Source organism: Micromonospora trifolii (genome assembly GCF_022229005.1).
GTDB classification, from domain to species: domain Bacteria; phylum Actinomycetota; class Actinomycetes; order Mycobacteriales; family Micromonosporaceae; genus Micromonospora; species Micromonospora trifolii.
The window spans coordinates 22,505-46,096 of the sequence record NZ_JAKKFD010000004.1 but is presented as its reverse complement, the minus strand read 5'-3'; the positions used below and the strand labels follow the sequence as shown (position 1 = coordinate 46,096).

Annotated in this window: 25 protein-coding genes and 1 pseudogene; 15 read left to right on the top strand and 11 right to left on the bottom strand. The window is 70.8% G+C overall.

All coding sequences use genetic code 11. The features are described 5' to 3' along the window. The first annotated feature begins 223 nt into the window (after positions 1-223). From NIE79_RS04360 to NIE79_RS04350, 3 genes are all read left to right on the top strand, one after another. Complete coding sequence (locus tag NIE79_RS04360) at positions 224-1,366, top strand: LCP family protein (RefSeq protein ID WP_238677310.1); 1,143 nt, start codon at positions 224-226, stop codon at positions 1,364-1,366. A gap of 88 nt (positions 1,367-1,454) precedes the next feature. Next, positions 1,455-1,736 carry a F0F1 ATP synthase subunit epsilon gene (locus NIE79_RS04355; RefSeq protein ID WP_030333186.1) on the top strand — a complete coding sequence of 94 codons (282 nt, stop codon included), beginning with the start codon at positions 1,455-1,457 and terminating at the stop codon, positions 1,734-1,736. Between the two features lie 12 nt (positions 1,737-1,748). Next, positions 1,749-2,204: a DUF2550 domain-containing protein gene (locus NIE79_RS04350; protein WP_124857610.1), complete on the top strand. Its 456-nt coding sequence runs from the start codon at positions 1,749-1,751 to the stop codon at positions 2,202-2,204. A 383-nt stretch (positions 2,205-2,587) separates the two neighbouring features. Here the strand turns inward: NIE79_RS04350 and NIE79_RS04345 are convergent, their stop codons facing one another. After that, positions 2,588-3,160 carry a cob(I)yrinic acid a,c-diamide adenosyltransferase gene (locus NIE79_RS04345; protein WP_091405871.1) on the bottom strand — a complete coding sequence of 191 codons (573 nt, stop codon included), beginning with the start codon at positions 3,158-3,160 and terminating at the stop codon, positions 2,588-2,590. On the opposite strand from NIE79_RS04345, the gene murA reads away from it, so the two are divergent. Together murA and NIE79_RS04335 are read left to right on the top strand one after the other, a co-directional pair. Continuing rightward, positions 3,159-4,601, top strand: coding sequence for a UDP-N-acetylglucosamine 1-carboxyvinyltransferase (murA, locus tag NIE79_RS04340; RefSeq protein ID WP_238677309.1), 1,443 nt, complete (start codon positions 3,159-3,161; stop codon positions 4,599-4,601). The genes NIE79_RS04345 and murA overlap by 2 nt on opposite strands. An 84-nt stretch (positions 4,602-4,685) precedes the next feature. Beyond that, on the top strand, positions 4,686-5,534 hold the full coding sequence (locus NIE79_RS04335; RefSeq protein WP_110561611.1) for a 3-hydroxyacyl-CoA dehydrogenase family protein: 849 nt from the start codon (positions 4,686-4,688) through the stop codon (positions 5,532-5,534). Between the two features lie 44 nt (positions 5,535-5,578). On the opposite strand, the gene NIE79_RS04330 is transcribed toward NIE79_RS04335, so the two are convergent. From NIE79_RS04330 to NIE79_RS04320, 3 genes are read right to left on the bottom strand one after another with little or no spacing between them, the layout of a single operon-like run. Further along, the gene (locus NIE79_RS04330; protein ID WP_238677308.1) at positions 5,579-6,391 is read right to left on the bottom strand and encodes an alpha/beta hydrolase; all 813 of its coding nucleotides are present in this window, start codon (positions 6,389-6,391) and stop codon (positions 5,579-5,581) included. A 48-nt stretch (positions 6,392-6,439) separates the two neighbouring features. Next, a complete protein-coding gene (locus tag NIE79_RS04325) occupies positions 6,440-7,285 on the bottom strand; it encodes an ABC transporter permease (RefSeq protein ID WP_238677307.1) in 846 nt (281 codons plus the stop codon). Then, complete coding sequence (locus NIE79_RS04320) at positions 7,282-8,133, bottom strand: ABC transporter ATP-binding protein (RefSeq protein WP_238677306.1); 852 nt, start codon at positions 8,131-8,133, stop codon at positions 7,282-7,284. The genes NIE79_RS04325 and NIE79_RS04320 overlap by 4 nt, the downstream gene beginning before the upstream one ends. A gap of 151 nt (positions 8,134-8,284) precedes the next feature. Between NIE79_RS04320 and NIE79_RS04315 the strand changes: the two genes are divergently transcribed. After that, entirely contained in the window at positions 8,285-10,291 is a 2,007-nt protein-coding gene (locus NIE79_RS04315) for an ethylmalonyl-CoA mutase (RefSeq protein ID WP_238677305.1), read from the top strand. A gap of 37 nt (positions 10,292-10,328) precedes the next feature. Here the strand turns inward: NIE79_RS04315 and NIE79_RS04310 are convergent, their stop codons facing one another. After that, positions 10,329-10,625: a DUF1540 domain-containing protein gene (locus tag NIE79_RS04310; RefSeq protein WP_238677304.1), complete on the bottom strand. Its 297-nt coding sequence runs from the start codon at positions 10,623-10,625 to the stop codon at positions 10,329-10,331. Positions 10,626-10,707: 82 nt separating this feature from the next. Then, a complete protein-coding gene (locus tag NIE79_RS04305) occupies positions 10,708-11,325 on the bottom strand; it encodes a DUF4126 domain-containing protein (protein ID WP_238677303.1) in 618 nt (205 codons plus the stop codon). A gap of 71 nt (positions 11,326-11,396) precedes the next feature. On the opposite strand from NIE79_RS04305, the gene nucS reads away from it, so the two are divergent. Beyond that, positions 11,397-12,056 carry an endonuclease NucS gene (nucS, locus tag NIE79_RS04300; protein WP_124773555.1) on the top strand — a complete coding sequence of 220 codons (660 nt, stop codon included), beginning with the start codon at positions 11,397-11,399 and terminating at the stop codon, positions 12,054-12,056. An 8-nt stretch (positions 12,057-12,064) separates the two neighbouring features. Here nucS and NIE79_RS04295 read toward each other — a convergent pair whose 3' ends face one another. Continuing rightward, a complete protein-coding gene (locus NIE79_RS04295) occupies positions 12,065-12,721 on the bottom strand; it encodes a methyltransferase domain-containing protein (protein WP_238677302.1) in 657 nt (218 codons plus the stop codon). Positions 12,722-12,801: 80 nt separating this feature from the next. Beyond that, a complete protein-coding gene (locus NIE79_RS04290; RefSeq protein WP_238677301.1) occupies positions 12,802-14,298 on the bottom strand; it encodes an aldehyde dehydrogenase family protein in 1,497 nt (498 codons plus the stop codon). 257 nt (positions 14,299-14,555) lie between these two features. Between NIE79_RS04290 and NIE79_RS04285 the strand changes: the two genes are divergently transcribed. The 7 genes from NIE79_RS04285 (at position 14,556) to NIE79_RS04255 (ending at position 20,872) form a co-directional block, all read left to right on the top strand. Further along, positions 14,556-14,972 (top strand): FHA domain-containing protein, encoded by a 417-nt coding sequence (locus NIE79_RS04285; RefSeq protein WP_091405846.1) that lies wholly within the window; start codon positions 14,556-14,558, stop codon positions 14,970-14,972. Positions 14,973-15,052: 80 nt separating this feature from the next. Next, positions 15,053-16,123, top strand: a complete 1,071-nt coding sequence (locus NIE79_RS04280) for an alpha/beta hydrolase (RefSeq protein WP_372471410.1) — start codon at positions 15,053-15,055, stop codon at positions 16,121-16,123. 126 nt (positions 16,124-16,249) lie between these two features. After that, positions 16,250-18,040: a 3-hydroxyacyl-CoA dehydrogenase family protein gene (locus NIE79_RS04275; protein WP_238677299.1), complete on the top strand. Its 1,791-nt coding sequence runs from the start codon at positions 16,250-16,252 to the stop codon at positions 18,038-18,040. Between the two features lie 39 nt (positions 18,041-18,079). Beyond that, on the top strand, positions 18,080-18,574 hold the full coding sequence (locus NIE79_RS04270; RefSeq protein ID WP_238677298.1) for a SigE family RNA polymerase sigma factor: 495 nt from the start codon (positions 18,080-18,082) through the stop codon (positions 18,572-18,574). Further along, positions 18,571-19,614, top strand: a complete 1,044-nt coding sequence (locus NIE79_RS04265; protein ID WP_238677297.1) for a hypothetical protein — start codon at positions 18,571-18,573, stop codon at positions 19,612-19,614. Before NIE79_RS04270 ends, NIE79_RS04265 begins: the two co-directional genes overlap by 4 nt. A gap of 43 nt (positions 19,615-19,657) precedes the next feature. Then, a complete protein-coding gene (locus tag NIE79_RS04260; protein ID WP_238677296.1) occupies positions 19,658-19,981 on the top strand; it encodes an Rv1322 family protein in 324 nt (107 codons plus the stop codon). An 81-nt stretch (positions 19,982-20,062) separates the two neighbouring features. After that, a complete protein-coding gene (locus tag NIE79_RS04255; RefSeq protein WP_238677295.1) occupies positions 20,063-20,872 on the top strand; it encodes an alpha/beta hydrolase in 810 nt (269 codons plus the stop codon). 33 nt (positions 20,873-20,905) lie between these two features. Here the strand turns inward: NIE79_RS04255 and NIE79_RS04250 are convergent, their stop codons facing one another. From NIE79_RS04250 to NIE79_RS04240, 3 genes and pseudogenes are all read right to left on the bottom strand, one after another. Further along, complete coding sequence (locus tag NIE79_RS04250) at positions 20,906-22,006, bottom strand: AI-2E family transporter (RefSeq protein WP_238677327.1); 1,101 nt, start codon at positions 22,004-22,006, stop codon at positions 20,906-20,908. A gap of 126 nt (positions 22,007-22,132) precedes the next feature. Then, positions 22,133-22,321, bottom strand: coding sequence for a DUF397 domain-containing protein (locus NIE79_RS04245; protein ID WP_238677294.1), 189 nt, complete (start codon positions 22,319-22,321; stop codon positions 22,133-22,135). Continuing rightward, a pseudogene (locus NIE79_RS04240) lies at positions 22,312-22,458 on the bottom strand (DNA-binding protein); the annotation flags it as partial. The gene NIE79_RS04245 and the pseudogene NIE79_RS04240, both read right to left, overlap by 10 nt. Positions 22,459-22,592: 134 nt before the next feature. Between NIE79_RS04240 and NIE79_RS04235 the strand changes: the two are divergent. After that, on the top strand, positions 22,593-23,567 hold the full coding sequence (locus tag NIE79_RS04235) for an endonuclease domain-containing protein (protein ID WP_238677293.1): 975 nt from the start codon (positions 22,593-22,595) through the stop codon (positions 23,565-23,567). Positions 23,568-23,592 lie beyond the last annotated feature (25 nt).

Below are 23,592 nucleotides of genomic sequence, written 5' to 3'. Positions count from 1 at the left end.
AGCCCCCATCCGATCCGTAGCCAAAAGACTGCCCCGGCAATGCCGGGGCAGTCTTTTGTTCATGTTCGCGTCCTACCATCGTCGCGGTCCGTTACTCGTGGTCGTCACTCCCAAGGCTCCCGAGCTACGGTTCGATCCGCGCGCTCACCCGAACGAGCGTTGATCTTTGCAACCTTTCGACGACGTGCGCCCGTCTTCCTCGTCGTGGGCGTAACGAACGGAGATGCTCGTGGGTAAGGCCGGCAAGAGTGGCCGCAAGCCGTCCATCTGGCGAGGTGTGCCGCGGTGGGCCAGGGTCTGCACGGTGTTCGGCACCGTGCTGACCATGCTCAGCGGCGCCGTGCTGGTCGGCACCGAGGTCCTCATGGCCCGCTACGAGGGCGCTGTCGGCAAGGCCGACCTCTTCGGCGACCAGGCGGCGGGCGCCCAGGCGAAGAAGAGCGAGATCAAGGGTCCGCTCAACATCCTGCTCGTCGGCATCGACCCGCGTACGCCGACGGCCGCGCCACTTGCCGACTCGATCATGGTGCTGCACGTGCCGGCCTCGATGGACCGGGCCTACCTGTTCTCGCTGCCACGTGACCTCTACGTGCACATCCCGTCGTTCAAGAAGGCCGAGTTCCCGGGCGAGACCACGAAGATCAACGCCGCGATGTCGTACGGCAGCAAGGTGCCGGGGGGCAACCCCGACGCGGCCCGGGGCTTCGAGCTGCTGGCCACCACAGTGCAGAACGTGACAGGCATCAAGCGCTTCGACGCCGGGGCGATCATCAACTTCACCGGCTTCCAGAAGATCGTCGACGCCATGGGCGGTGTCGACATGTACATCGAGCGTGACGTGAAGTCCGAGCACAAGCAGCCGGACGGCAAGCCGCGGCCGGGCAACACCCGTGGTGAGGGCTACGTCGGCCCGCAGGCGCTCTACAAGAAGGGCAACCGGCACCTGAGTGGGTGGCAGGCGCTGGACTACGTCCGGCAGCGCTACCCGAAGAACGGCGTTCCGGATTCCGACTACGGCCGGCAGCGCCACCAGCAGCAGTTCGTCAAGGCCATGGTCGGCCAGGCGTTCAGCGCTGACGTGGTGTCCAACCCGATCAAGCTGGACAAGGTGCTCCGCGCCGCCGGCCAGTCCTTGATCTTCAACGGTCGGGGCAACAGCGTTGTCGACTTCGGGCTCGCCCTGAAGGACATCCGCCCGAACACCATCGAGATGATCAAGCTGCCCGGCGGTGGGGTGTTCGAGGGTAAGAAGTACCTGGGCGAGCAGTTCCAGGCCGGGGTTCCGGACTTCTTCACCGCCCTGCACAACGAGCAACTCGACCCGTTCATGCTGGAGCACCCGCAATTCGTCAACAAGGCCAAGTAGTCAGGTCGGCGTTGTCCCCACCCGCGTTGGGCGCGCCGCGTCGTCAGGCTAGACTTTCGGCAATCCGTAGCCGCAGCAAGGAGACAGCGTGGCACAGCAGCTTCACGTCGAGCTCGTCGCCGTCGAGGAGAAGGTCTGGTCCGGTGACGCCGAAATGGTCGTCGCCCGGACGACCGAAGGCGAGCTCGGTGTCCTGCCGGGGCACGCGCCGCTGCTCGGCCAACTCGCCGAGCCCGGCCAGGTACGCATCAAGCTCGCCGGCGGCGAGCAGGTCGCCTACGAGGTGGCCGGCGGCTTCCTCTCGGTGAGCGCCGACGGTGTCACAGTGCTGGCCGAGAGCGCAACCCCGGTCTCCGCGCAGAGCCGCTGAGCCACACCGGGGATGGAGATCGTCGAAGGATTCGGAATCGGCGTTGTCGTCATCCTCGGCGCGCTTCTGATCCTCTTCGTCCGGCGAGCTCTCGTCACCCGCAGCGGTGGCATCATCCGGCTCAGCGTCCGGGTCTCCACCATGCTCGACGGCCGCGGCTGGTCGCCCGGCTTCGGCCGGTTCGCCGGTGATGAGCTGCGCTGGTACCGGATGTTCAGCTTCGCCATCCGGCCCAAGCGGGTGCTCTCCCGCAAGGGGCTGGCCGTGGAACGCCGTCGATTGCCCGAAGGCCAGGAACGGTTCTCCATGCCGGCCGACTGGGTGATCCTCCGCTGTACCAGTCACCACGCACCGGTGGAGATCGCCATGGCGCGATCCACGGTTACCGGCTTCCTCTCCTGGCTCGAGGCCGCCCCTCCGGGGGCGGTCTCGCCGCGTATGGCCTCCCAGGACTGGCCGGCTGCCTGATCTGCTCTTCCGTGGTCGCTCTTCGGGGTTTCCAGGGGAGCCCGCCCGGCTCCGGGCGGTCAGGCTTGATCCCTGCGCCGGGCGGGCTCCCCCGGAAACCCGTCGTTGCCACTGTGCGTCGGTCTGGCGCGGTTTCCATCACCTGCCGTTACCGATGCGGCTGAGTCCTGCCTCCTCAGCGAGCCGGCCTGCGCGGCGGGCTGGTTGATCGACTCGGTTTTCTTGATGTCGGGGTGTCCTGGTGGCGGGGATGCCCCGACATCAAGGAACCGGAGTTGATCAAGGCGCTGGTCGGCCTGGCTTGACGAGGAGTCGGCCTTGGCTACGCGTGGTGGCGGGCATTGTGGGAACCCAGACCTCGACGTGGTGCGGAGCGCCGACGTTCAGCGCTTGCCGCCCGGCACCCATAGCACGTCTCCTGCCGGATTTGCCGTTCTTGACAGGATAAAGAGCAGATCGGAGAGCCGGTTGAGATACTTTGCCGGGAGCGTGCTGGTTCGTTCCGGATCGTGGCTGACCAGCGCCCACGCTGCCCGTTCGGCACGCCGGGCGACGGTCCGCGCCACGTGCAGCAGCGCCGCACCTGCGGTGCCGCCGGGGAGGATGAAGGAGTCGAGCTTGCTCAGGCGTGCGTTGTACTCGTCGCACCAGCCCTCCAGGCGCTCGACGTACTCCTCGGTCACCCGCAGCGGCGGGTACTTCGGCTCCGGCTCGACCGGGGTGGACAGGTCGGCGCCGACGTCGAACAGATCGTTCTGCACCGACCCCAGCACGCCGCGAAGCTCCTCGTCGAGGTTTCCCAGCGCGAGGGCGACGCCGATCGCCGCGTTGCACTCGTCGACATCCGCGTACGCGGCGATCCGAGGATCGGTCTTCGGCACCTGCTCGTTGTTGCTCAGCCTGGTCATGCCGGCGTCGCCGGCCTTGGTGTAGATGCGCGTGAGGTGGACGGCCATGACGCACAGCCTACGGATTCCCGACCTGACGATCCCGGCCCGGCCGGACAGCACCACCGGCTGGCCGGTGGTGGTGGGCCCCGGCGACGCCGGCGATCCGGCGGTCAACGATGTCGACGTCATCCGGGTACGCGGTGACGCCCGACTGGCCGGCACCGTGCACGTGGTCGGTGCCAAGAACTCGGCGTTGAAGCTGATGGCCGCCGCCCTGCTCGCGCCGGGCCGCAGTGTGATCACCAACGTCCCCCGGATCACCGACATCGCGATCATGGGGGAGGTGCTGCGCCGGCTGGGCTGCGACGTCCAGTTCGAGGCGGATGACCCGGTCGACCCGATGGTCGCCCGTGGCGGCGTGGCCCGGTCCCGGTCGGTGACGATCGACGTACCCGAGCAGCCGGGCGCGGAGGCCGACTACGACCTGGTCCGACGGCTGCGCGCGTCGATCTGCGTGCTGGGCCCGTTGCTGGCCCGTCGGGGGTACGTGCGGGTGGCCCATCCCGGCGGCGACGCGATCGGGTCGCGGGGGTTGGACATGCACATCTCCGGGCTGACCCGGATGGGCGCGGAGATCTCCGGTGAGCACGGGTTCGTCATCGCGTCCGCCCCGCACGGGCTGCGTGGCGCTGACATCGTGCTGGATTTCCCCAGCGTCGGCGCGACCGAGAACCTGGTGATGGCGGCGGTGCTGGCCCAGGGCACCACGATGATCGACAACGCGGCCCGGGAGCCGGAGATCGTCGACATCTGCACGATGCTCAACGAGATGGGTGCGCGCATCGTCGGCGCGGGCACGTCGACGTTGCGGATCACCGGTGTGCCCGGTCTGCGTCCGGTGCGCCACGCCACGGTGGGGGACCGGATCGTCGCCGGCACCTGGGCGTTCGGCGCGGCGATGACCCGGGGCGACGTGACGGTGACCGGGCTGGACCCGGCCTTCCTGGAGGTCGCCCTGGACAAGGTGGTGGCCGCCGGCGGGCTGGTGGAGACCCGGGGAGACGGCTTCCGCGTACGGATGGACGAGCGGCCCCGGGCGGTGGACGTGGTGACGCTGCCGTACCCCGGCTTCGCCACCGACCTGCTGCCGATGGCTATCGGGCTGGCCGCCGTCAGCGACGGCGCCTCCCTGATCACCGAGAACATCTTCGACGGTCGGTTCATGTTCGCCAACGAGATGATGCGGCTCGGTGCGGACATCAAGACCGACGGGCATCACGCTGTGGTCCGCGGGCGAGGTCGGCTCTCCGGTGCCCCGGTGCGGGCCACCGACATCCGGGCCGGAGCAGGGTTGATCATCGCCGGGCTCTGCGCGGAGGGGGTCACCGAGGTCTCCCACGTGCACCACGTCGACCGGGGCTACCCGGACTTCGTGGCGGACCTGCGTGCGCTCGGGGTGGCGGTCGAGCGGGGCACCACCCCGGAGGAGCCGGCACTGGAGATCTGAGGCCCCCCGACCGCCACTTAGCCATCGTTCAGGCTCGCCGACTAGGGTGCAGGCAGGCACTCAATCGCAGCGAGGGAGAAGCAGATGGCGGGTCGACTCGCGGTCGTCGGGGCCGGGCTGATGGGCTCCGGCATCGCCCAGGTGGCGGCGCAGGCGGGCTGGCAGGTGACGCTGCGCGACCTGGACGACGCGGCCACCACCCGGGGTCTCGGCGGTATTCGGAAGTCACTGGAGAAGTTCGCCGAGAAGGGCAAGATCGAGGCGTCCGAGGTCGAGGCGACGCTGGCTCGGATCACCCCGACCACCGACCTGGAGGCGGCGGCGGACGCGGACATCGTGGTCGAGGCGGTCTTCGAGCGGCTGGAGATCAAGCACGAGGTGTTTCGCGCCCTGGACAAGATCTGCAAGTCGGACGCGGTGCTCGCCACCAACACCTCGGCCATCCCGGTCACCCAGATCGCCGCGGTGACCGAGCGGCCCGAGGCGGTCGTCGGCACCCACTTCTTCTCCCCGGTGCCGATGATGCAGCTCTGCGAGCTGGTGCGCGGTTACAAGACCAGCGACGCCACGCTGGACACCGCGCGGGCCTTCGCCGAGGAGATCGGCAAGACGGTCGTCGTGGTCAACCGGGACATCGCCGGCTTCGTCACCACTCGACTGATCTCCGCCCTGGTGATGGAGGCGGTCAAGCTGGTCGAGTCCGGGGTGGTGTCCGCGGAGGACCTGGACACCGCCTGCCGGCTGGGCTTCGGGCACGCGATGGGCCCGTTGGCCACCACCGACCTGACCGGCGTGGACGTCCTGCTGCACGCCTCGAAGAACATCTACACCGACACCGCCGACGAGAAGTTCTTCCCGCCGGAGCTGCTCCAGCGGATGGTCACCGCCGGCGACCTGGGCCGCAAGACCGGCAAGGGCTTCTACACCTACTGAGACCGGCAGCCGCGGGGGCCCGTTCGCGGGCCCCCGCGGTCAGCTCAGGTCGGGCCGGGTGGCGCGGCCAGCGCCGCCGCGACGAAGTCGAGGGCGCCGGGTATGACCGAGCCCCAGTATCGGAAGTCGTGCCGGCCGTCGGCGTATTCGGCTCGGGCGGCCGGCTCGGGAAGGGCCCGTTCCAGCGCCTGCACGTCGGCGAGGAGGTCGTCCTGGCGACCGCACCAGAGGCCCAGCGGGGTGCCGCGCAGCCGGTCGACACCGGCGAAGACGGCATCACCGGGCGCCACGGCGGGGGAGAAGGCCGCCGCTGCCCGCAGCAGCCCCGGCCAGGTGGCGGCGAGCAACAGCGAGCCGAAGCCCCCCATGGACCAGCCCCAGGCCGCCAGCCGGGTGGCGTCGAAGCCCCGCTCGGCGCACCAGGCCGGCAACTCCTCACGGACCATCCGCTGCGGGTCGTCCCGGCCGGCGGGGCGCCAGGAGAGGCGGTCTCCGGTCGCTCCGGCGAGCACGAACGGCGGCGCGCCGCGACGCACCGCGTCGGTCAGGAAGCGCCCCAGGCCGAGCCCGGGGAAGTCCCGTGCGGTGGTGGACGCGCCGTGCAGCACCAGGCAGACCGGCAACCCCTGACCGTCGCCGTGCCCGTCCGGGACGGCGGTGTAGAAGTCGACCGAGCGGCCACGTGCGGCGGACGGGCGGCTGATCAGTCGCTCGTCGCCGGCTGGCGCGTCCGGGGGGACGGGTCGCGTCGGCGACGGGCGGATCAGGTCGCGGGCCGTCCAGCCGACCCCGACCGCCAACGCCGTCGCCCCTGCTCCCGCGAGCAGGAGCCCGCGCCGGGTCGGTCGAGCGGCCATCGTCAGAGTCTGGCAGCCCCGGGGCGGATCGGGGGCCCCGGAAACGGGTCAGCCGTCGCGCTTGGTGGTCCAGCGGAAGGTGGTCAGGCAGAGCACCACACCGATCACACACCACAGGACCAGCACCACCGCCACCCGGCCCAGCTCGAACGAGCCGCCCGGCTCCTGGGCGCCGAAGCTCTCCGGCAGGAACACCGACCGCAGCCCCTGGCACATCCACTTCAGCGGGAAGACCGCCGCCACCTGCTGCATCCAGGTGGGCAGGTCGGTGAAGACGAAGAACACCCCGGAGATGAACTGGAGCACCAGGGCCACCGGGGTGACCACCGCCGACCCGCTGCGGGCGGTGCGGGCCAGCGACGAGATGGCGATGCCGCACAGGGTGCACGCGGTGACCCCGAGCACGGCGACCCAGCCGAAGGTGAACCACTTCGCGGCGGTGCCCGGCAGGTCGAGATCGAACAGCGCCACCGCGACGGCCAGCAGCAGGACCGTCTCGGCGATGCCGATCGCCACCACCATGATCACTTTGCCGGCGAACCAGACCCACTTCGGCATCGGCGTGCCCCGGTAGCGCTTGAGCACGCCCCGGTCCCGCTCGATCGGGATCCAGATGCCGAGGTTCTGGAAGCTGACAGTCATCAGGCCGGTCGCGATCATGCCGGTGATGAAGTACTGGGTGAACTTCACCCCGCCGCCGATCGTGCCGTCGAAGATCGACGCGAAGATCAGGATCATGATGATGGGGAAGCCCATCGTGAAGACCACCGACTCCCGGCTGCGCAGGAACTGGGTGATCTCCAGTCGGCCCTGGCGCAGGGCGAGCGCGCCGGCACCCGGCCGTCGGCCGCGGGTCGCGGTGACCGGCGTCGCCGGCTTCGTCGTGGTCGTCATCGCGCGTGTCCGATCATGGTGAGGTAGACGTCCTCCAGGGTCGGCCGGGTCACCGTGAGCCCGGGGACCTCGCCGCCGTAGCGCGCGGCGAGGTCAGCCACGAAGGCCGTCGGCGTCGCGCTCTGCGCGCTCTCCAGCGTCCCTTCCGGGGTACGCCAGGAGACCGTCGCGAGGGCCTCCTGCCGATTGCCCAGCCGGTTGGGAGCGGCGACCTCGACCAGCCGGCCGCCGGCGATCACGCCGACCCGGTCGGCGAGGGCCTCGGCCTCGTCCAGGTAGTGGGTTGTCAGCACGATGGTGGTGCCGGCCGCGGCGAGGTCGCGGATCAGCTCCCAGAACTCGCGGCGGGCCTCCGGGTCGAACCCGGTGGTCGGCTCGTCGAGGAAGAGCAGCTCGGGACGGCCGATGATGCCCAGGGCCACGTCCAGGCGGCGCTTCTGCCCACCGGAGAGGGTGTGCGTGCGGGCCTTCGCCTTGTCGGTCAGCCCCACCCGGTCGATCACCTTGTCCGGGTCGTCCGCGTCGGGGTAGAAGCCGGAGAAGTGCCGGATCACCTCGGCGACGGTCAGCTCGTCGAACTCGCCGGTGCCCTGGAGCACGATGCCGACCCGGGTACGCCAGTCGGCATCCGGTTGGGCCGGGTCGACGCCGAGGACGGTGACCTCGCCGGCGTCCCGGCGGCGATAGCCCTCCAGGATCTCCACCGTTGTGGTCTTGCCGGCGCCGTTCGGGCCGAGCAACGCGAACACCTCGCCGCGGTGGACGTCCAGATCCACGCCCGCCACCGCCACGTTGTCGCCGTACGCCTTGCGCAGCCCTCGGACGGAGATGGCCAGCTCGTCATCCATGCTGTCCAGTGTGCGTCCTGGCCTGGGCCCTGTGGTGCCCGGGGTGTGGCGGTCCGCGCCACTGCGGGCGCTTGTCACCCGGACGTCCCCGACATGGACCTGTGTGGTTTTCCACAGCTCCTTTTACTGAACGGTAACTTAGACTCCGGCCATGGATGAGACGGCATTCCCCGGGCGACTGCCCGAGCGGGACCGCCCGTGGGTGATGCGCACCTACGCCGGCCACTCGTCGGCCGCGGCGACCAACGCCCTCTTCCGCCGCAACCTGGCGAAGGGGCAGACCGGGCTGTCGGTCGCCTTCGACCTGCCCACCCAGACCGGATACGACCCGGACCACGAACTGGCCTCCGGCGAGGTCGGACGGGTCGGCGTGCCGGTGGCCCACCTCGGCGACATGCGGGCGCTCTTCGACGGTCTCCCGCTCGCCGACACGAACACCTCGATGACCATCAACGCCCCGGCGATGTGGCTGCTCGCCCTGTACGGCACCGTCGGGCTGGAGCAGGGCGCCGACCTGACCCGCTGCGCCGGCACCACCCAGAACGACATCATCAAGGAGTACCTGTCCCGGGGCACCTACATCTTTCCGCCGGCGGCGTCGCTGCGGCTCACCGCCGACGTGGTGGCGTACACGCTGCGCGAGATGCCCCGGTGGAACCCGGTCAACATCTGCTCGTACCACCTCCAGGAGGCCGGCGCCACGCCCGTGCAGGAGGTCGGTTTCGCACTGGCCACCGCAGTCGCCGTGCTCGACGCGGTGCGTGACTCCGGCCAGGTGCCGGCCGAGCGGATGGGCGACGTGGTCCAGCGGATCTCGTTCTTCGTCAACGCAGGGGTGCGCTTCGTCGAGGAGATCGCCAAGATGCGCGCGTTCGGCGTGCTCTGGGACGAGATCACCCGGGACCGGTACGGGGTCACCGACGCCAGACAACGGCGGTTCCGCTACGGCGTGCAGGTCAACTCGCTCGGCCTCACCGAGGCGCAGCCGGAGAACAACATCCAGCGCATCGTGCTGGAGATGCTCGGCGTGACGATGTCCCGCGACGCTCGGGCCCGCGCTGTCCAACTGCCCGCCTGGAACGAGGCGCTCGGCCTGCCCCGCCCGTGGGACCAGCAGTGGTCGCTGCGGATGCAGCAGGTCCTGGCGTACGAGTCGGATCTGCTCGAATATCCCGACCTCTTCGCCGGCTCGCACGTGATGACCGCGCTGGTCGACGAGGTGGTCACCGGGGCGCGGGTCGAGCTGGACAAGGTGCTGGAGCTGGGCGGCGTCGTCGCCGCCGTGGAGACCGGCTACCTCAAGAGCGCGCTGGTCGCGTCGCTGGCCGAACGCCGTCGGCGAATGGAGTCCGGTGCCGACGTGGTGGTCGGGGTCAACCGGTACACCGAGACCGAAAGCTCCCCGCTGACCGCCGCCGGCGCTGGTGCCGTCGAGCAGGTCGATCCCGCGGTCGAGGCGGCCGCCGTGGACGGCGTACGCCGGTGGCGGGCCGACCGGGACGCGAGCGTCGTCGACGCGGCGCTGGCCCGGCTGCGCGCGGACGCCGCGACCACCACCAACCTGATGCCGGCCACAGTGGAGTGCGTGCGGGCCGGGGTGACCACCGGCGAGTGGGCCGGCGCGCTACGCCAGGTCTTCGGCGAGTACCGGGCGCCGACCGGCCTGGCCGGCGCCACCGGCGGCGGTGGGGAGCCGGGCCTCGTGGCGGTCCGCGAGCGGGTCGCCGCCACCGCACGGGAGCTGGGCAGCGGCCGGCTGCGGCTGCTGGTCGGCAAACCCGGCCTGGACGGGCACTCCAACGGCGCGGAGCAGATCGCTGTACGTGCCCGCGACGCCGGCTTCGAGGTCGTCTACCAGGGCATCCGGTTGACCGCGGGGCAGATCGTCGCCGCCGCCGTGGAGGAGGACGTCGACCTGGTCGGGCTCTCCGTGCTCTCCGGATCGCACCTGGCCGCCGTGCCCGCGGTGCTCGACGGGCTGCGCGCCGCCGGCCGGGCGGACCTGCCGGTGGTGGTGGGCGGCATCATTCCGGCCGGTGACGCGGACACCCTGCGGGCGGCCGGGGTCGCCCGGGTCTTCACGCCGAAGGACTTCGCCCTCACCGGCATCATCGACGACCTGGTGACTGTCATCCGTCGCGCCAACGACCTGCCCTGATCGAACGCTGTCCGGGCAGGTCGTCGGCCGACGTGGGTCAGCGGCCGGCGTAGGTCATGCAGTCGGCCATGTCGTTGTCCGGGCCGACCCTGATCGACGCCGCGTGGCACTCCAGCTGCTCGTTGTGCCGGCAGTCGGCGCGCTGGCAGGCGCCCACCTGCGCGATCATGCTCTCCACGCCGCCCCGGACGGGCGACTCGACGAAGGTGTGGCAGTGGGCGTGATCCATGCTGCCGATGGTGATCGCGAAGGCGTGGCAGTCACCCGACTGGTTGTACGCGCACGCGGCGACCACACATTCCTGGACTCGGGGCATCTCCAACGCTGCGGTCATGCCGACCTCCTCTAGGCTCTTGCCCCGATCCTAGGCTTTTGTCGACCCCCGGAACCCCGGTATGGCGAGCCCCGCCCGCCCCTCAGACGCGGAAGCCGGCGGCGCGGGCGGCCTCTCGTTCGCGACGTCGTTCGGAACGACGGCGGACGAACCAGAAGATGAAGAACGCCAGGCCGACCAGGAAGACGAGCACCAGAACCGGCAGGATGATCGCCACCAGGGAGACCACCACGCTGGTGGCGTCCTCGGCGGTGCTGGCGACCGGGGCGCCGATCCCGGCGGTCGTCGCGTTGATCACCGGGCGGGCCGCGGACTTGAGCAGGTGCACGCCCAACGCCAGCAGTACGCCGGTGACGACCGGCACCCACTGGTGGGACGAGAAGAAGCTCCCCGGGTCGCTGACCGTCACCGTCTCCGACGAGGAGCCGGCGCCGAAGGCCAGGCCACCGGCGGTGGGCCGGACCACTGTCTGCACCACGTCGTTGATGTGGTCGACCACTGGCACCTTGTCCGCCACCATCTCCACGGCGAGCAGTACGGCCATGATGAGGATGACCCAGCCGTTGCCGAGCCAGGTCCAGCCGCTGGGCAGGTCGATCAGGTCGGTGTAGCGGCCGAGCAGGCCGAGGATGAGCAGGGGTATGTAGGCGTTCAGCCCCGCCGAGGCGGCGAGACCGGTGCCGGTGAGGACTTCGAACACGGTCTCAGCATCGCATCGACGCGCCAGTGCCGCTCGCTGGCGACCGGTGGGTGCTCGGCTACCCTCGTCGGGTGCGGTTGGTCATTGCGAAGTGCTCGGTGGACTATGTCGGACGGCTCTCGGCTCACCTGCCGCTGGCCACCCGGTTGCTGATGGTGAAGGCGGACGGGTCGGTGTCTATTCACGCCGACGACCGGGCGTACAAGCCGTTGAACTGGATGAGCCCGCCGTGTCGGTTGGAGGAGGCCCCCGGTGTGTGGCGGGTCGTCAACAAGGCTGGCGAGGAGCTGCGGATCACCCTGGAGGAGATCTTCCAGGACACCTCGTACGAGTTGGGTGTCGATCCGGGCCTGCGCAAGGACGGGGTGGAGGCGCACCTGCAGGAGTTGCTGGCCGCCAACCCCGGTGTCCTGGGCGAGGGGTTCACGCTGGTCCGCCGCGAGTACATGACGGCGATCGGCCCGGTCGACCTGCTGTGCCGGGATGCCAACTCGGGCTCGGTCGCCGTCGAGGTCAAGCGGCGTGGCGACATCGACGGCGTGGAGCAGTTGACCCGCTATCTCGAGCTGATGAACCGTGACCCGCTGCTCAGCCCGGTCGTCGGAGTCTTCGCCGCCCAGGAGATCAAGCCGCAGGCCCGGGTGCTCGCCACCGACCGGGGCATCCGGTGTGTGGTCGTGGACTACGACAAGCTGCGCGGCATCGTGAAGGACGAGCTGACCCTCTTCTGACCGGCGGCCTACCCGGTGCGCACCGCGATCAGAGACTTCGGCAGACCGAACACCCGCTCCACCAGCATTGTCGAGTCGGGGAAGTAGTGACGCATCTGCGAGCGGTCCAACAACTCGGTCCAGAGCACCTGGTGGATGGCGGCGTCGTGGCTGCGGGTCGGCTTGTGCCCCAACGGCCACCGTCGGGCGAACGCGGTGCGCAGTCGTACCGGCAGGAACTGCATGCCCGGCGCGATCCAGTGTGGCTCGATGGGAAAGTAGCGGTAGGGCGTCTGCACCCAGTGCCGGTCGGCCAGTGAGCGGGCGGCGGCGGCGAAGCGGATCCGGCGTTCGTGCCCGCCCACATGCTCCAGCACCGAGTTCGAGAAGACCAGGTCGTAGCTGCCCTTGGTGAGGTGCGCGGGCAGGTCGCAGGCGTCGGCCCGCTCGACGTGGGCCCATTCCGGGACGACCGCGGGCGGCTGCTCCAGGTTGACGACTGTCACCCGGGCCGGTCGCACTGTGGCGCGGTGCCAGGTGCCGAGCCGACCGCCGAGGTCGACCACGTGCATGTCGGCGATGTCGGGGAAGGTGCGCGCCAGCCAGTCCGAGCGGTGCCGACGCCGGCGGGCGGCCCACGACTGGTCACTGTCGACAAGGCGGTAGCGCAATCGATTGGGGCCCATTTAACGCAATGTACCGCCGTGACCACGGCGTATAAACATGTGGATACGCCGATCCTTGTTGATGATCGGTTATCCGACACTTACCTCCCGTACATGACCTTGATGGCCTTGACGAGCCGGGCCACGTCGGCGGGGGTACGTTCGAAGGTCATCGACGGCAGCAGCGACCGGGCCCGACGTCGGGTGATCGCCTTGGACCGACCGAACTCACGCAGGCCGTCCTCCCCGTGGATCCGCCCGAAGCCGGAGTCGCCGACACCGCCGAACGGCAGGGTGGACATGCCGGCGAAGGTCAGCGTGGAGTTGATCGAGGCCATCCCGGAGCGCAGCCGCCGGGCGATGGCCACCGCGCGCCGCCGGCCGAAGACCGAACCCCCGAGGCCGTACGACAGGGCGTTGGCCCGGGCGACGGCCTCGTCCGCGTCGCGGACCCGGCTGATGGTCAGCGTGGGGCCGAAGGTCTCCTCACGGACGGCGGCCGACTCCTCCGGGACGTCCACCAGCACTGTGGGGTGAACGTACGGCGGTTGCACGGCGCTCGGGCCGCCGAGCACTGCACGCCCACCGGACGTGATCGCGGCGTCGATGTGCCGGCGGATCACGTCGATCTGCTTGGGCATGGTGATCGGGCCGATGTCGGTGCCCTCTGGCCCGACCGTCAGCTGACCGGCGCGGGCCACCACCTTGTCGACGAAGGCGTCGAAGACGGCGTCGACCGCGTACACCCGCTCGATGCCGATGCAGGTCTGACCGGCGTTTGTCATGCCGCCCCAGACGCACGCCTCGGCGGCCGCGTCCAGGTTGGCGTCGCTGTCCACGATCATGGCGTCCTTGCCGCCGCCCTCGATGAGCACCGGGGTCAGCGTCTCGGCGCAGGCGCCCATCACCTTGCGGGCGGTGGCGGTGGAGCCGGTGAAGGCCAACTTGTTGACGCCGGAGCGGCACAGCGCGGCGCCCACGTCGCCCAGCCCGTGCACTGCGGTGAAGACCGGCTGCTCGGGCACCACCTCGGCGAAGCTGTCCACCAGCCACTGGCCGACGGCGGGCGTGTACTCGCTCGGCTTGAGCACCACGGCGTTGCCGGCGGCGAGGGCGTACGCGGCGGAGCCGATCGGCGTGAAGACCGGATAGTTCCACGGCCCGATCACGCCGACCACTCCGTACGGCTGGTATTCGAGGTGCCCGGAGAACTCGGCGAGGATGAGCCGGGACCGCACCCGGCGTGGGCCGAGCACGCGGCCGGCGTTGCGGGCGGCCCAGTCGATGTGCTCGATCGCGGTGACGATCTCGACGATGGCGTCCGCGATCGGCTTGCCGCCCTCGACGTGCACCAACTCGGCCAACTGCTCGATGCGCTTGGCGAGCAGGGCGCGCCAGCGCAGCATCCGCTGGCGGCGGCCGGTGAAGCCGAGACCGGCCCACCACTCGCCGGCGGCGCGGGCGTTGTCGACGGCCTGCCGCACGTCGGCGTCGGTGGCGACCGGGAGGCGACCGGCCTCAGCGCCGGTCGCCGGGCTGGTGGAGACCAACTGGCCCGCGTCGATGACCGGAACGCCCGGGATATGCACTGCCGTCATGGCGGAAGTCTAGACCCGAGGATTACTCACCGGTAGGGTCCCCGATTCGGGGCCGGGGGACCGGCGTCGCACCAACCCGGCCGATCGTTGATCAGTGCAGGTCAGGGTGTTGGTGACGGGTACGGCCCGCCCGAATCGTCGAACGGCAGATGGCCGGGAGGTGACGAGAGGCTGACCGGCCGGTCGGTATTGACGACTACCGTCTGATGGCAAGCTGACGCGCGGAGTGACGGTGTGGGGTGGAGGGCTGACTGTCTATGGAGGAACATCCGGAACTGATGCCGCTGCTGACGGTCGCGGGTGGACCGATGCGCGGAGCGAGCTTTCGCATGCGAGCCGAGATACAGGTGATCGGCCGAGCGCCGACCGGTCAGGTGGTCATCAACGACCCACACCTGAGCCGTCGCCACGCCGAGGTGTGGCTGGCACCGGAGGGCCCGTCCCTGCGGGACCTGGGCTCCACCAACGGCACCTGGCTCAACGACCGGCGGATCACCGAGGTGGAACGACTCTCCGACGGCGACGTGATCCGGCTGGGCCGTACCGAGCTGCGCCTGTTCGACCCCGGGGTGGCGCTCACCGACCCGGTGGGGCTGAGCTTCGGCCCGTCCCGGCGTGACGTCCGACCGACGCTGCCGCTGCCGCTGGCCGCGCCACCGGGGTCGCGTCGCTGATCTCCTGGGGGCCGGCCACACCGGCCAGCTCCGTTGGGTGGCGATCCGACACCTGGACCGGCGGGGACACCCGTGGCAGCATGCCGCGGATGGAGACCGAGCAGCGGACCGTGACGGCGAACGGCATCACCCAGGCGGTACGGGTGGCCGGCCCGCCGGACGGCATCCCGGTGCTGCTGATCCACGGCAACTGCTCGTCCGCGCTGTTCTGGGAGCCGCTGGTCCGCCGTCTGCCACCGACGCTGCGGGTGGTCGCCCCCGACCTGCGGGGGTACGGCGACACCGCTACCGCCCCGGTGGACGCCACCCGGGGCCTGCGGGACTTCGCCGACGACGTGGCCGCCCTGCTGGACGACCCGACGCTCTTCGGCGCCGACGCGCGCCCGGTGGTGGTCGGCCACTCCCTCGGCGGCGGAGTGGCGATGCGCCTGCTGGTCGACCATCCGCACCGGGTGGGTGCGTTGCTGCTCGCCGCACCGGTCTCCCCGTACGGCTTCGGCGGCACCCGCGACCTCACCGGCACGCCGACCACCCCCGACTTCGCCGGCACCGGTGCCGGCACCGCGAACCCGGACTTCGTCGCTCGCCTCACGGCCGGCGACCGGAGCACGGACGCCCCGGCCAGCCCGCGCGCCGTGCTGCGAGCCACCTATGTGGCCGATCCCGCATCGCTGGGCACCGACGAGGAACTGCTGCTGGACACCGTGCTGTCCACCGCGACCGGCGACGACAACTACCCGGGCACGGCGGTGCCGTCGGAAAACTGGCCGGGCACCGCGCCGGGGGAGCGCGGGGTGCTCAACGCGCTCGCGCCGACCTGGTTCCAGCTCGCTGACGAGCTGGTGGCCGTCGCCGAGAAACCCCCGGTCACCTGGGTACGCGGAGACGTCGACGTCATCGTCTCGGACACCTCGCTCTTCGACCTGGCGTACCTGGGGTCACTGGATCTCGTGCCCGGCTGGCCCGGCGCGGACGCCTGCCCACCGCAGCCGATGGTCGGCCAGACCCGGGCGGTGCTCGACCGGTACGCGGCGGCCGGCGGCGCGTACCACGAGGTGGTGCTGCCCGGCTGCGGGCACAGCCCGCACCTGGAGCGCCCGGCGGAGTTCGTCGCGGAGTTGCTGGCCCTGACCAGCCTGTCGGCCGCGTAGCGGCACTGCTGCGCCGTGGGTGAAATATGCCACGGCGTCTCGACAACTCACCGTCACGTGGCAGACTCGCGCGCATAACCTTAGCGGCCGTTCAGTGGCCGTGCGGAGTCTCTGGGGAGGCCGGTCGTGGCGCGCGAGTTCAGCACCGTTGGCGTGGTGGGGCTGGGCACCATGGGTGCCGGCATCGTCGAGGTCTTCGCCCGCAACGGCATCGACGTGGTGGCCGTGGAGATCTCCGCGCCGGCGCTGGAGCGCGGCCGGGCCACCCTCAAGGGCTCCACCGACCGGGCGGTCGCCAAGGGCAAGCTCGCCGAGGCGGACCGCGACGCCCTGCACGAGCGGGTGCACTTCGCGGTCGGGCTGGACGCGCTGCACTCCGTCGACCTGGTCATCGAGGCGGTGCCCGAGCACCTGGACCTCAAGCAGCGGATCTTCGCGGAACTGGACCGGGTCTGCCGACCGGAGACGATCCTCGCCACCAACACCTCGTCGTTGAGCGTCACCGAGATCTCGGTCGCCACCAGCCGACCCAACCAGGTGATCGGCATCCACTTCTTCAACCCGGCCCCGGTGATGAAGCTGGTCGAGGTGGTCCGCACTGTCGTCACCGCACCCGAGGTGGTCGCCGACGTGGAGGCGCTCTGCGCCCGGCTCGGCAAGGTCGACGTCACCATCAACGACCGGGCCGGCTTCATCGCCAACGCGCTGCTCTTCGGCTACCTCAACCACGCGGTCGGCATGTTCGAGTCGCACTACGCGACCCGGGAGGACATCGACGCCGCCATGAAGCTCGGCTGCGGCCTGCCGATGGGTCCGCTGGCGTTGATGGACCTGATCGGCCTGGACACCGCGTACGAGATCCTGGACACCATGTACCGGCGCGGCGGGCGGGACCGCCGGCACGCCCCGGTGCCGCTGCTCAAGCAGATGGTGACGGCGGGGCTGCTCGGCCGGAAGTCGGGCCGGGGCTTCTACACCTACGAGCGGCCCGGCTCCCCGGTGGTCGTACCGGATGAGGCGACGCCGCTGGCCACTGACGGTGCGCTCGCCGATGGTGCGCGCGCCATCCCGAAGGTCGGCGTCGTCGGCTCCGGAACGATGGCCACCGGGATCATCGAGGTCTTCGCGAAGGCCGGCTACGAGGTCGTGTCGGTGACCCGCGGCATGGAGAAGTCCGCGAAGGTCTGCGAGTCGGTGAAGACCTCGCTGAACAAGGGTGTGGTGCGCGGCAAGCTCGCCGAGGCCGACCGGGACGCCGCCCTGGGCCGGATCAGCTGGTCCGCCACGCTCGACCATCTCGCCGACGTCGACCTGGTGGTCGAGGCGGTCGTCGAGGAGTTGAGCGTCAAGAAGGCCCTCTTCGCCAGCCTCGACGAGATCTGCAAGCCGGGCGTGGTGCTGGCCACCACCACCTCGTCGCTGCCGGTGATCGACGTGGCGATGGCCACCCATCGGCCGGCCGACGTGGTGGGGCTGCACTTCTTCAACCCGGCGCCGGTCATGCCGCTGGTCGAGGTCGTCCGCACCATCCGCACCTCCCCGGAGGCCACCGCCACCGCCCGCGCCGTCTGCGCCGCGCTCGGCAAGACCGGTGTGGTCTGCGGCGACCGGTCCGGCTTCATCGTCAACGCGCTGCTCTTCCCGTACCTGAACGACGCGGTGAAGATGCTGGAGGCCAGCTACTCCACGGCCGACGACATCGACCACGCCATGAAGCTGGGCTGTGGCTACCCGATGGGCCCGTTCGAACTGCTCGACGTGGTCGGGTTGGACGTCTCCCTGGCCATCCAGCGCGAGCTGTACCTGGAACTGCGCGAGCCTGGCTTCGCGCCCGCGCCGCTGCTGGAGCACCTGGTCACCGCCGGCTACCTGGGCCGCAAGACCCGCCGCGGCTTCCGTGACCACTCGCACCGCTGACGGGTCAACGCCTGCGGGTGTTGAACGCGTCTGCATGGTGTGACCTTCGAGGAGTACGTCGGCAGCCGCGGCCCGGCCCTCGTTCGGCTCGCCCGGCTGCTGACCGGTGACGAGCACCGGGCCGAGGACCTCACCCAGGACGTGCTGTCCCGGGCGTACGTGCAGTGGCGCAAGATCTCTCGGGCGGACCGGCCCGACGTGTACGTGCGCCGCATGCTCGTCAACGCCAACATCTCCTGGTGGCGCCGCCGGTCCAACCGCGAACTGGCCATCGACACGTTCGCGGACCGGCCGCACCGCGGCGACCTCGGCGGCGAGGCCGCCGACCGGGACGAGATGTGGCGGCTGATCCTCGGCCTGCCCGACCGCCAGCGGGCGGTCCTCGTGCTGCGCTACTACGAGGACCTGGACGACGCGACAATCGCCCAGATCCTGGACTGCTCGCCGGTCACCGTCCGCACCCACGCGATGCGGGCGCTCGCCAACCTCCGGGAGCGCTGCGGTGCCCCCGCCACCAACGGGAGCCGACAGTGACGGACCTCGACCAGCGGATCATCTCAACCCTGCGGGAGCACGCCGAGGGCCACGTCGACATCGGCCAGCTGACCAGCGGGGCGGTTACCCGGGGCCGGGTCCGACGGACGCGGCGACGGGCCGCGGTGGGCGGGACGGCGCTCGGAGTGGCGGCGGTGCTCGGCCTCGGGGTGGCGGGCGGCGGTGGGCTACCCGTGGAGGTGCCCTGGACGGGGGCGAAACCGGCAACCCGGGCGGCCACCCCGGCGGCAGCGCCCGGGGTGCCGGGCGCCCTGACCCGACCTGATCTGGTCGGAAAGGACCCCGATCTGCTGCACTTCGGCGTCGACCCGGTGCGCGCTCGCTACCTGAGCTGGCGATCGGCGGCCGGCCTGGAAAGCGCCGAGCTCGATCTGGGTGGCTCCGCGCCGGTCAGTTTCTACCTCGCCCGCAGCGCCGCGGTGGCCGAGGGGGTCCACCTGGAGGGCGACAGGCTCATCCCGCAGCCGGCGGACATTCCTTACGATGGTCAGCTGGATCGGCTCTCCACGAGCGGCGCCGTTCCGATCTGGGTGCTGCGGTGGCAGCCGGTGCCCGGCCTCTTCGCCCGCCTGCGCACGGAGGCACCCACCGACGCGGCGTTGCGGGTGGCCAAGATCGCCCTCCGCCTGGACGTGGCGCACCAATGCAGCGCTCCGGTGCGGCTCACGACGTTGCCGGCGGGGGCGTGGAAGGCTGGCTGCGAGGTCAACGTAGCCAACCTCCCAGCCACGCTGGACGTCTCGCTGATCGTCAACGCCCGGGGGGATCGCTCGATGGAGGTGCGGCTTCAATACGCGCGCAGCATCGCTGGTGAGCGCAGGGAGCCCAACGCGACGGCGGCCGGCAGGCCGACCTACCGCTACGCGCAGGGCGGCATGATGGAGCTACTTGGCATACCGAAGGCTCATCTCACCGCCGGTTGGGGCTGGCCGAACAAGGGCTTCACCGGGGAGGACGCCGCGACAGTGCTGGGCGGGGTGCAGGTCGCCGAGCACCTGGACCGGCCCGCGACCTGGTGACCGCCCCGGGCGGCCGCACCCGCCGGACGTACGCTTGGTGACTGTGAGCCCCCGTCGCAATCGCCCTCGCCGGGACGACAACGCCAACCTGGACGCCGATCGGGTTCGTCAGGGCGTCGCCTCGGTGCAGCAGTGGACCGACGGTGCCTGGCAGGTACGCGGGATCGGCGCGGGGGCGTCGGTCAAGACGTACCGCTGCCCCGGTTGCAACCAGGAGATCCCGCCCGGGGTGGCGCACCTGGTGGCCTGGCCGGCGGACGGCCTGGGTGACCTGACCGACCGGCGGCACTGGCACAGCGGCTGCTGGCGTGCCCGGGACCGGCGCGGCCCGGCGGTGCAGCGCGGCCGGGGCGCCCCGCGCTACTGAGCGAACGGCCCGTTAGCGACCTGGGTCACCCTGTTCGTGCCTGGGCGGGCGGTGGCGGCGACTTCGCGACAGACTTGGGCGGTGAGCACAGCGATCCGCGCGTCGTCGATTTTGCCCGGCCGCCGGGAGGACATCGAGCTGCACACCGCCGACGGTCTGCGGCTGGTGGGTGAGCTGGCACTGCCGGCCGACCGGCCGCCGGTGGCCACCCTGGTCTGCCTGCACCCGCTGCCCACCCACGGCGGAATGATGGACAGCCACGTGTTCCGCAAGGCGGCCTGGCGGCTGCCCGCGCTGGCCGACCTGGCCGTGCTGCGGTTCAACACCCGGGGCACCAGCAGCGTGCGCGGCACCAGCGAGGGGGCCTTCGACGGCGCGGTGGGCGAGCGGTACGACGTGGCCGCCGCCATCGAGTACGCGGAGTTCGCCGAGCTGCCCAACATCTGGCTCGTCGGCTGGTCGTTCGGCACCGACCTGGCACTGAAGTACGGCTGCGACCCGACGATCGCCGGGGCGATCCTGCTCTCCCCGCCGCTGCGCTACTCCGCCCCGGAGGACCTGGCCACCTGGGCCAACTCCGGTCGCCCGCTGGTGGCGCTGGTGCCCGAGTTCGACGACTACCTGCGCCCCACCGAGGCGCGGGAGCGGTTCGCCGCCGTGCCGCAGGCCGAGGTGGTCGGGGTGCCGGGTGCCAAGCACCTCTGGGTGGGCGACGCGGAGACGGTGCTCGACGAGATCGTCCGGCGCGTCAACCCGGCCGTCGAGGTGCCGCTGCCGACGACCTGGGACGGCCCGATGGAGGCCGGCGACGTCAGCGCGTACGCCGACCGGACGGTGGCCGCCTTCGCCGACACCCCCGTCCCCGGCCCGGCCGCCACCAAGGCGGACTGACCCGGCCTGACCGCCGGTGCGGCCTGCTGAGGCTCAGCGGCGCTCCTGGCGGGGCAGCACCACCTCGCGCAGGATCAGTTGCAGCGCGGCCACAGTGGGGATGGCGATCAGCGCGCCCACCACGCCCAGCAGCGCCACTCCGAGCAGCGCGGCCAGCAGGGCGGCCACCTCGTTGACCTCCACCGAACGCCGCATGACCTTCGGGTAGATGAGGTAGTTCTCCACCTGTTGGTAGATCAGGAAGAAGACCGCGCAGGCGATGCCTGTGGGCAGGTCGGCGGCGAAGCCGACCAGGCTCACGATCACCGCGCCCAGGGTGGCGCCGATCTGCGGGATCAGGTCGGTCACCGCGACCACCACGGCCAGCGCGAACGGGTACGGCAGGTCGACGATCAGCGCGAACACGAAGGTGGTCGCGCCGGCCAGCACCGCGATGCTCAGCGCGCCGACCATGTACGCGCCCACCTTGGCCAGGATCTCGTCACCGATCAACTGCACCCGCTGCCGGCGCGACCGGGGCACCAACGAGTAGCCCAGCGAGCGCAGCTTGTCGAAGTAGGCCAGGAAATAGATGGTCAGCACCAGCACGGTCAGCGTCCGGAAGACCGTGCCGAAGATCAGTTGTGCGCCGCCCAGCACCCCGCCGAGCGCCCGCCCGACAGTCTCCGCGTTGGCCGCGCCCTGCACCCGCTCCACCACGTCGTACCGCTCCACCAGGTCATTGACCGTCGGGTTGCGGCGCAACTCGTCGAGCAGGCTCGGGATCTGGTCGATGAACTGCCCCGACTGGGTGACGATCGGCGGGACCAGCGCCACGATGCCGCCGCAGAGCAGCAGCACCACAGTCAGGGCGACTCCCGCCACCGCCAGGCCGTGCGGCACACCCCAGCGGCCCAGTCGGACCACCGCCGGGTTGAGGCCGACCGCGAGGAAGAGCGCGATCACCACCAGCACGAGGATGCCGCCGGCATTGCGAATCCCCAGATAGAGGGTGTACGCCAGCAGCACGCCCAGCGCACCGGTGAAGCCGAGCAGGAAGCTGCTGCGGCGCAGTGGCCGCCCCGGTGTGCCGAACTTTCCGGACGGGACCGCCGGCGGCTCGTCCGGGTCGACCCCCGGGGCGGGGACCGGCACCGGCGGTGGTGCCTCTGCCTGCTGTGTCGTCTCCGCCGGCTGCGGGTTCTCGGCTGGCGGGGGACCGGGAGTCACGGTCGGGTCGTCGCCGGACGGGTCGTGCTGTGGCACCAGAAACCTCCCGGCTCAGGCCGTCGGCTGACGGGCGACGGCCACGAACGCCCGCCACGCGGCAGGCGCGAACACCAGCACCGGACCGGTCGGGTCCTTACTGTCGCGCACCCCCACGGCCCCGGGCAGGTTGTCCGCCACCTCGACACACTCACCGTTGCCGCTACGGCTGGACGTGCGCCAGAGCGCGCCGGTCAGGTCCATGAGGTCACAACTTCCTTCATCAGCTCGATCGACTGGCGGCGGGACAATGCGCCGTTTCTGATCATCTCCCAGCGCGCCAGCAGCGTAGCCACCTCATGGTCGCCATCGACCACGAGACCGTCAATCTGATGCTCCATGTGCCCCGCCTACCCCCGGACGTCGGCTAGACCCTGCCGCATCCGTGCAGATCTTGGACAGTTTCCGTTAGGCCCTAACGGAAACTGTCCAAGATCTGGTGGTGAGGCGGCGCGTAACGGCGAAAGCTGTCCGGATGCTGCCCGCCGATGACGCCGACGCACTCGACTGGCTCGCCTTCGAGCAGGCGGGCGTGCTGACCACAGCGCAGGTCGCCGGGTTGCTCACCGAGGGAGCGGTGCGGGGCCGGATCCGCTCCGGTCGGTGGCGGGCGATCTGTCGCGGGATCCTGCTGGCCGGCAACGGCCGACTCACACGCGACCAGCAGCTCTGGGTGGCGGTGCTGGCGGCCGGGCCGGGGGCGGTGCTGGCCGGGGTGTCCGCCGCCGCCGAAGCCGGGGTACGGGGACTGCGGCGGGAGCCGCTGCACGTGCTGGTGCCGGCAGCCCGCCGTGCTGCGCGGACCAGTCTGCGTCGACTTCCGATCGACATGCCCGCCGTCCTGGTCCACCGCACCACGGTCCTCCCCGAGGCCCATCTCCAACGTGCCCGCCCACCGCGTACCACGACGGCACGTGCTCTGGCTGACGCGGCGGGCTGGGCGGCCGGCGTGGACGAGGCACAGTCGGTGCTGGCCGCGGGTTGCCAGCAACGCCGGGTGCTGCCCGAGGAGTTGCAGGCGGTGCTCGACGTTCTCCCTCGGGCTCCCCGTCGGCGGCTGATCGGGCAGACCATCAGCGACATCGCTGGCGGTGCGCAGGCGCTCTCCGAGATCGACTTCCTGCGGCTGTGCCGCCGGCACCGGCTACCCGCCCCCGACCTTCAGGAACAGCGGGTCGACGCGGCCGGCCGGAACCGCTGGCTGGACGCGTACTGGCGGGAGTGGCGGGTGCAGGTGGAGGTCGACGGCGCACACCACATGGACGCCAAGCAGTGGGCGGCCGACATGCGTCGGCAGAACGACGTCTGGACCAGCGGCGATCGAATCCTGCGTTTTCCGGCCTGGCTGGTCCGCGCTCGCCCGGACGAGGTCGCCGAGACCGTCCGCCGTGCCCTCATCGCAGCCGGCTGGACCCCCACCCCGACCCTGCGCCGTCCGGCGCAGAAATGAATCTTGGACACTTTCCGTCATTCGC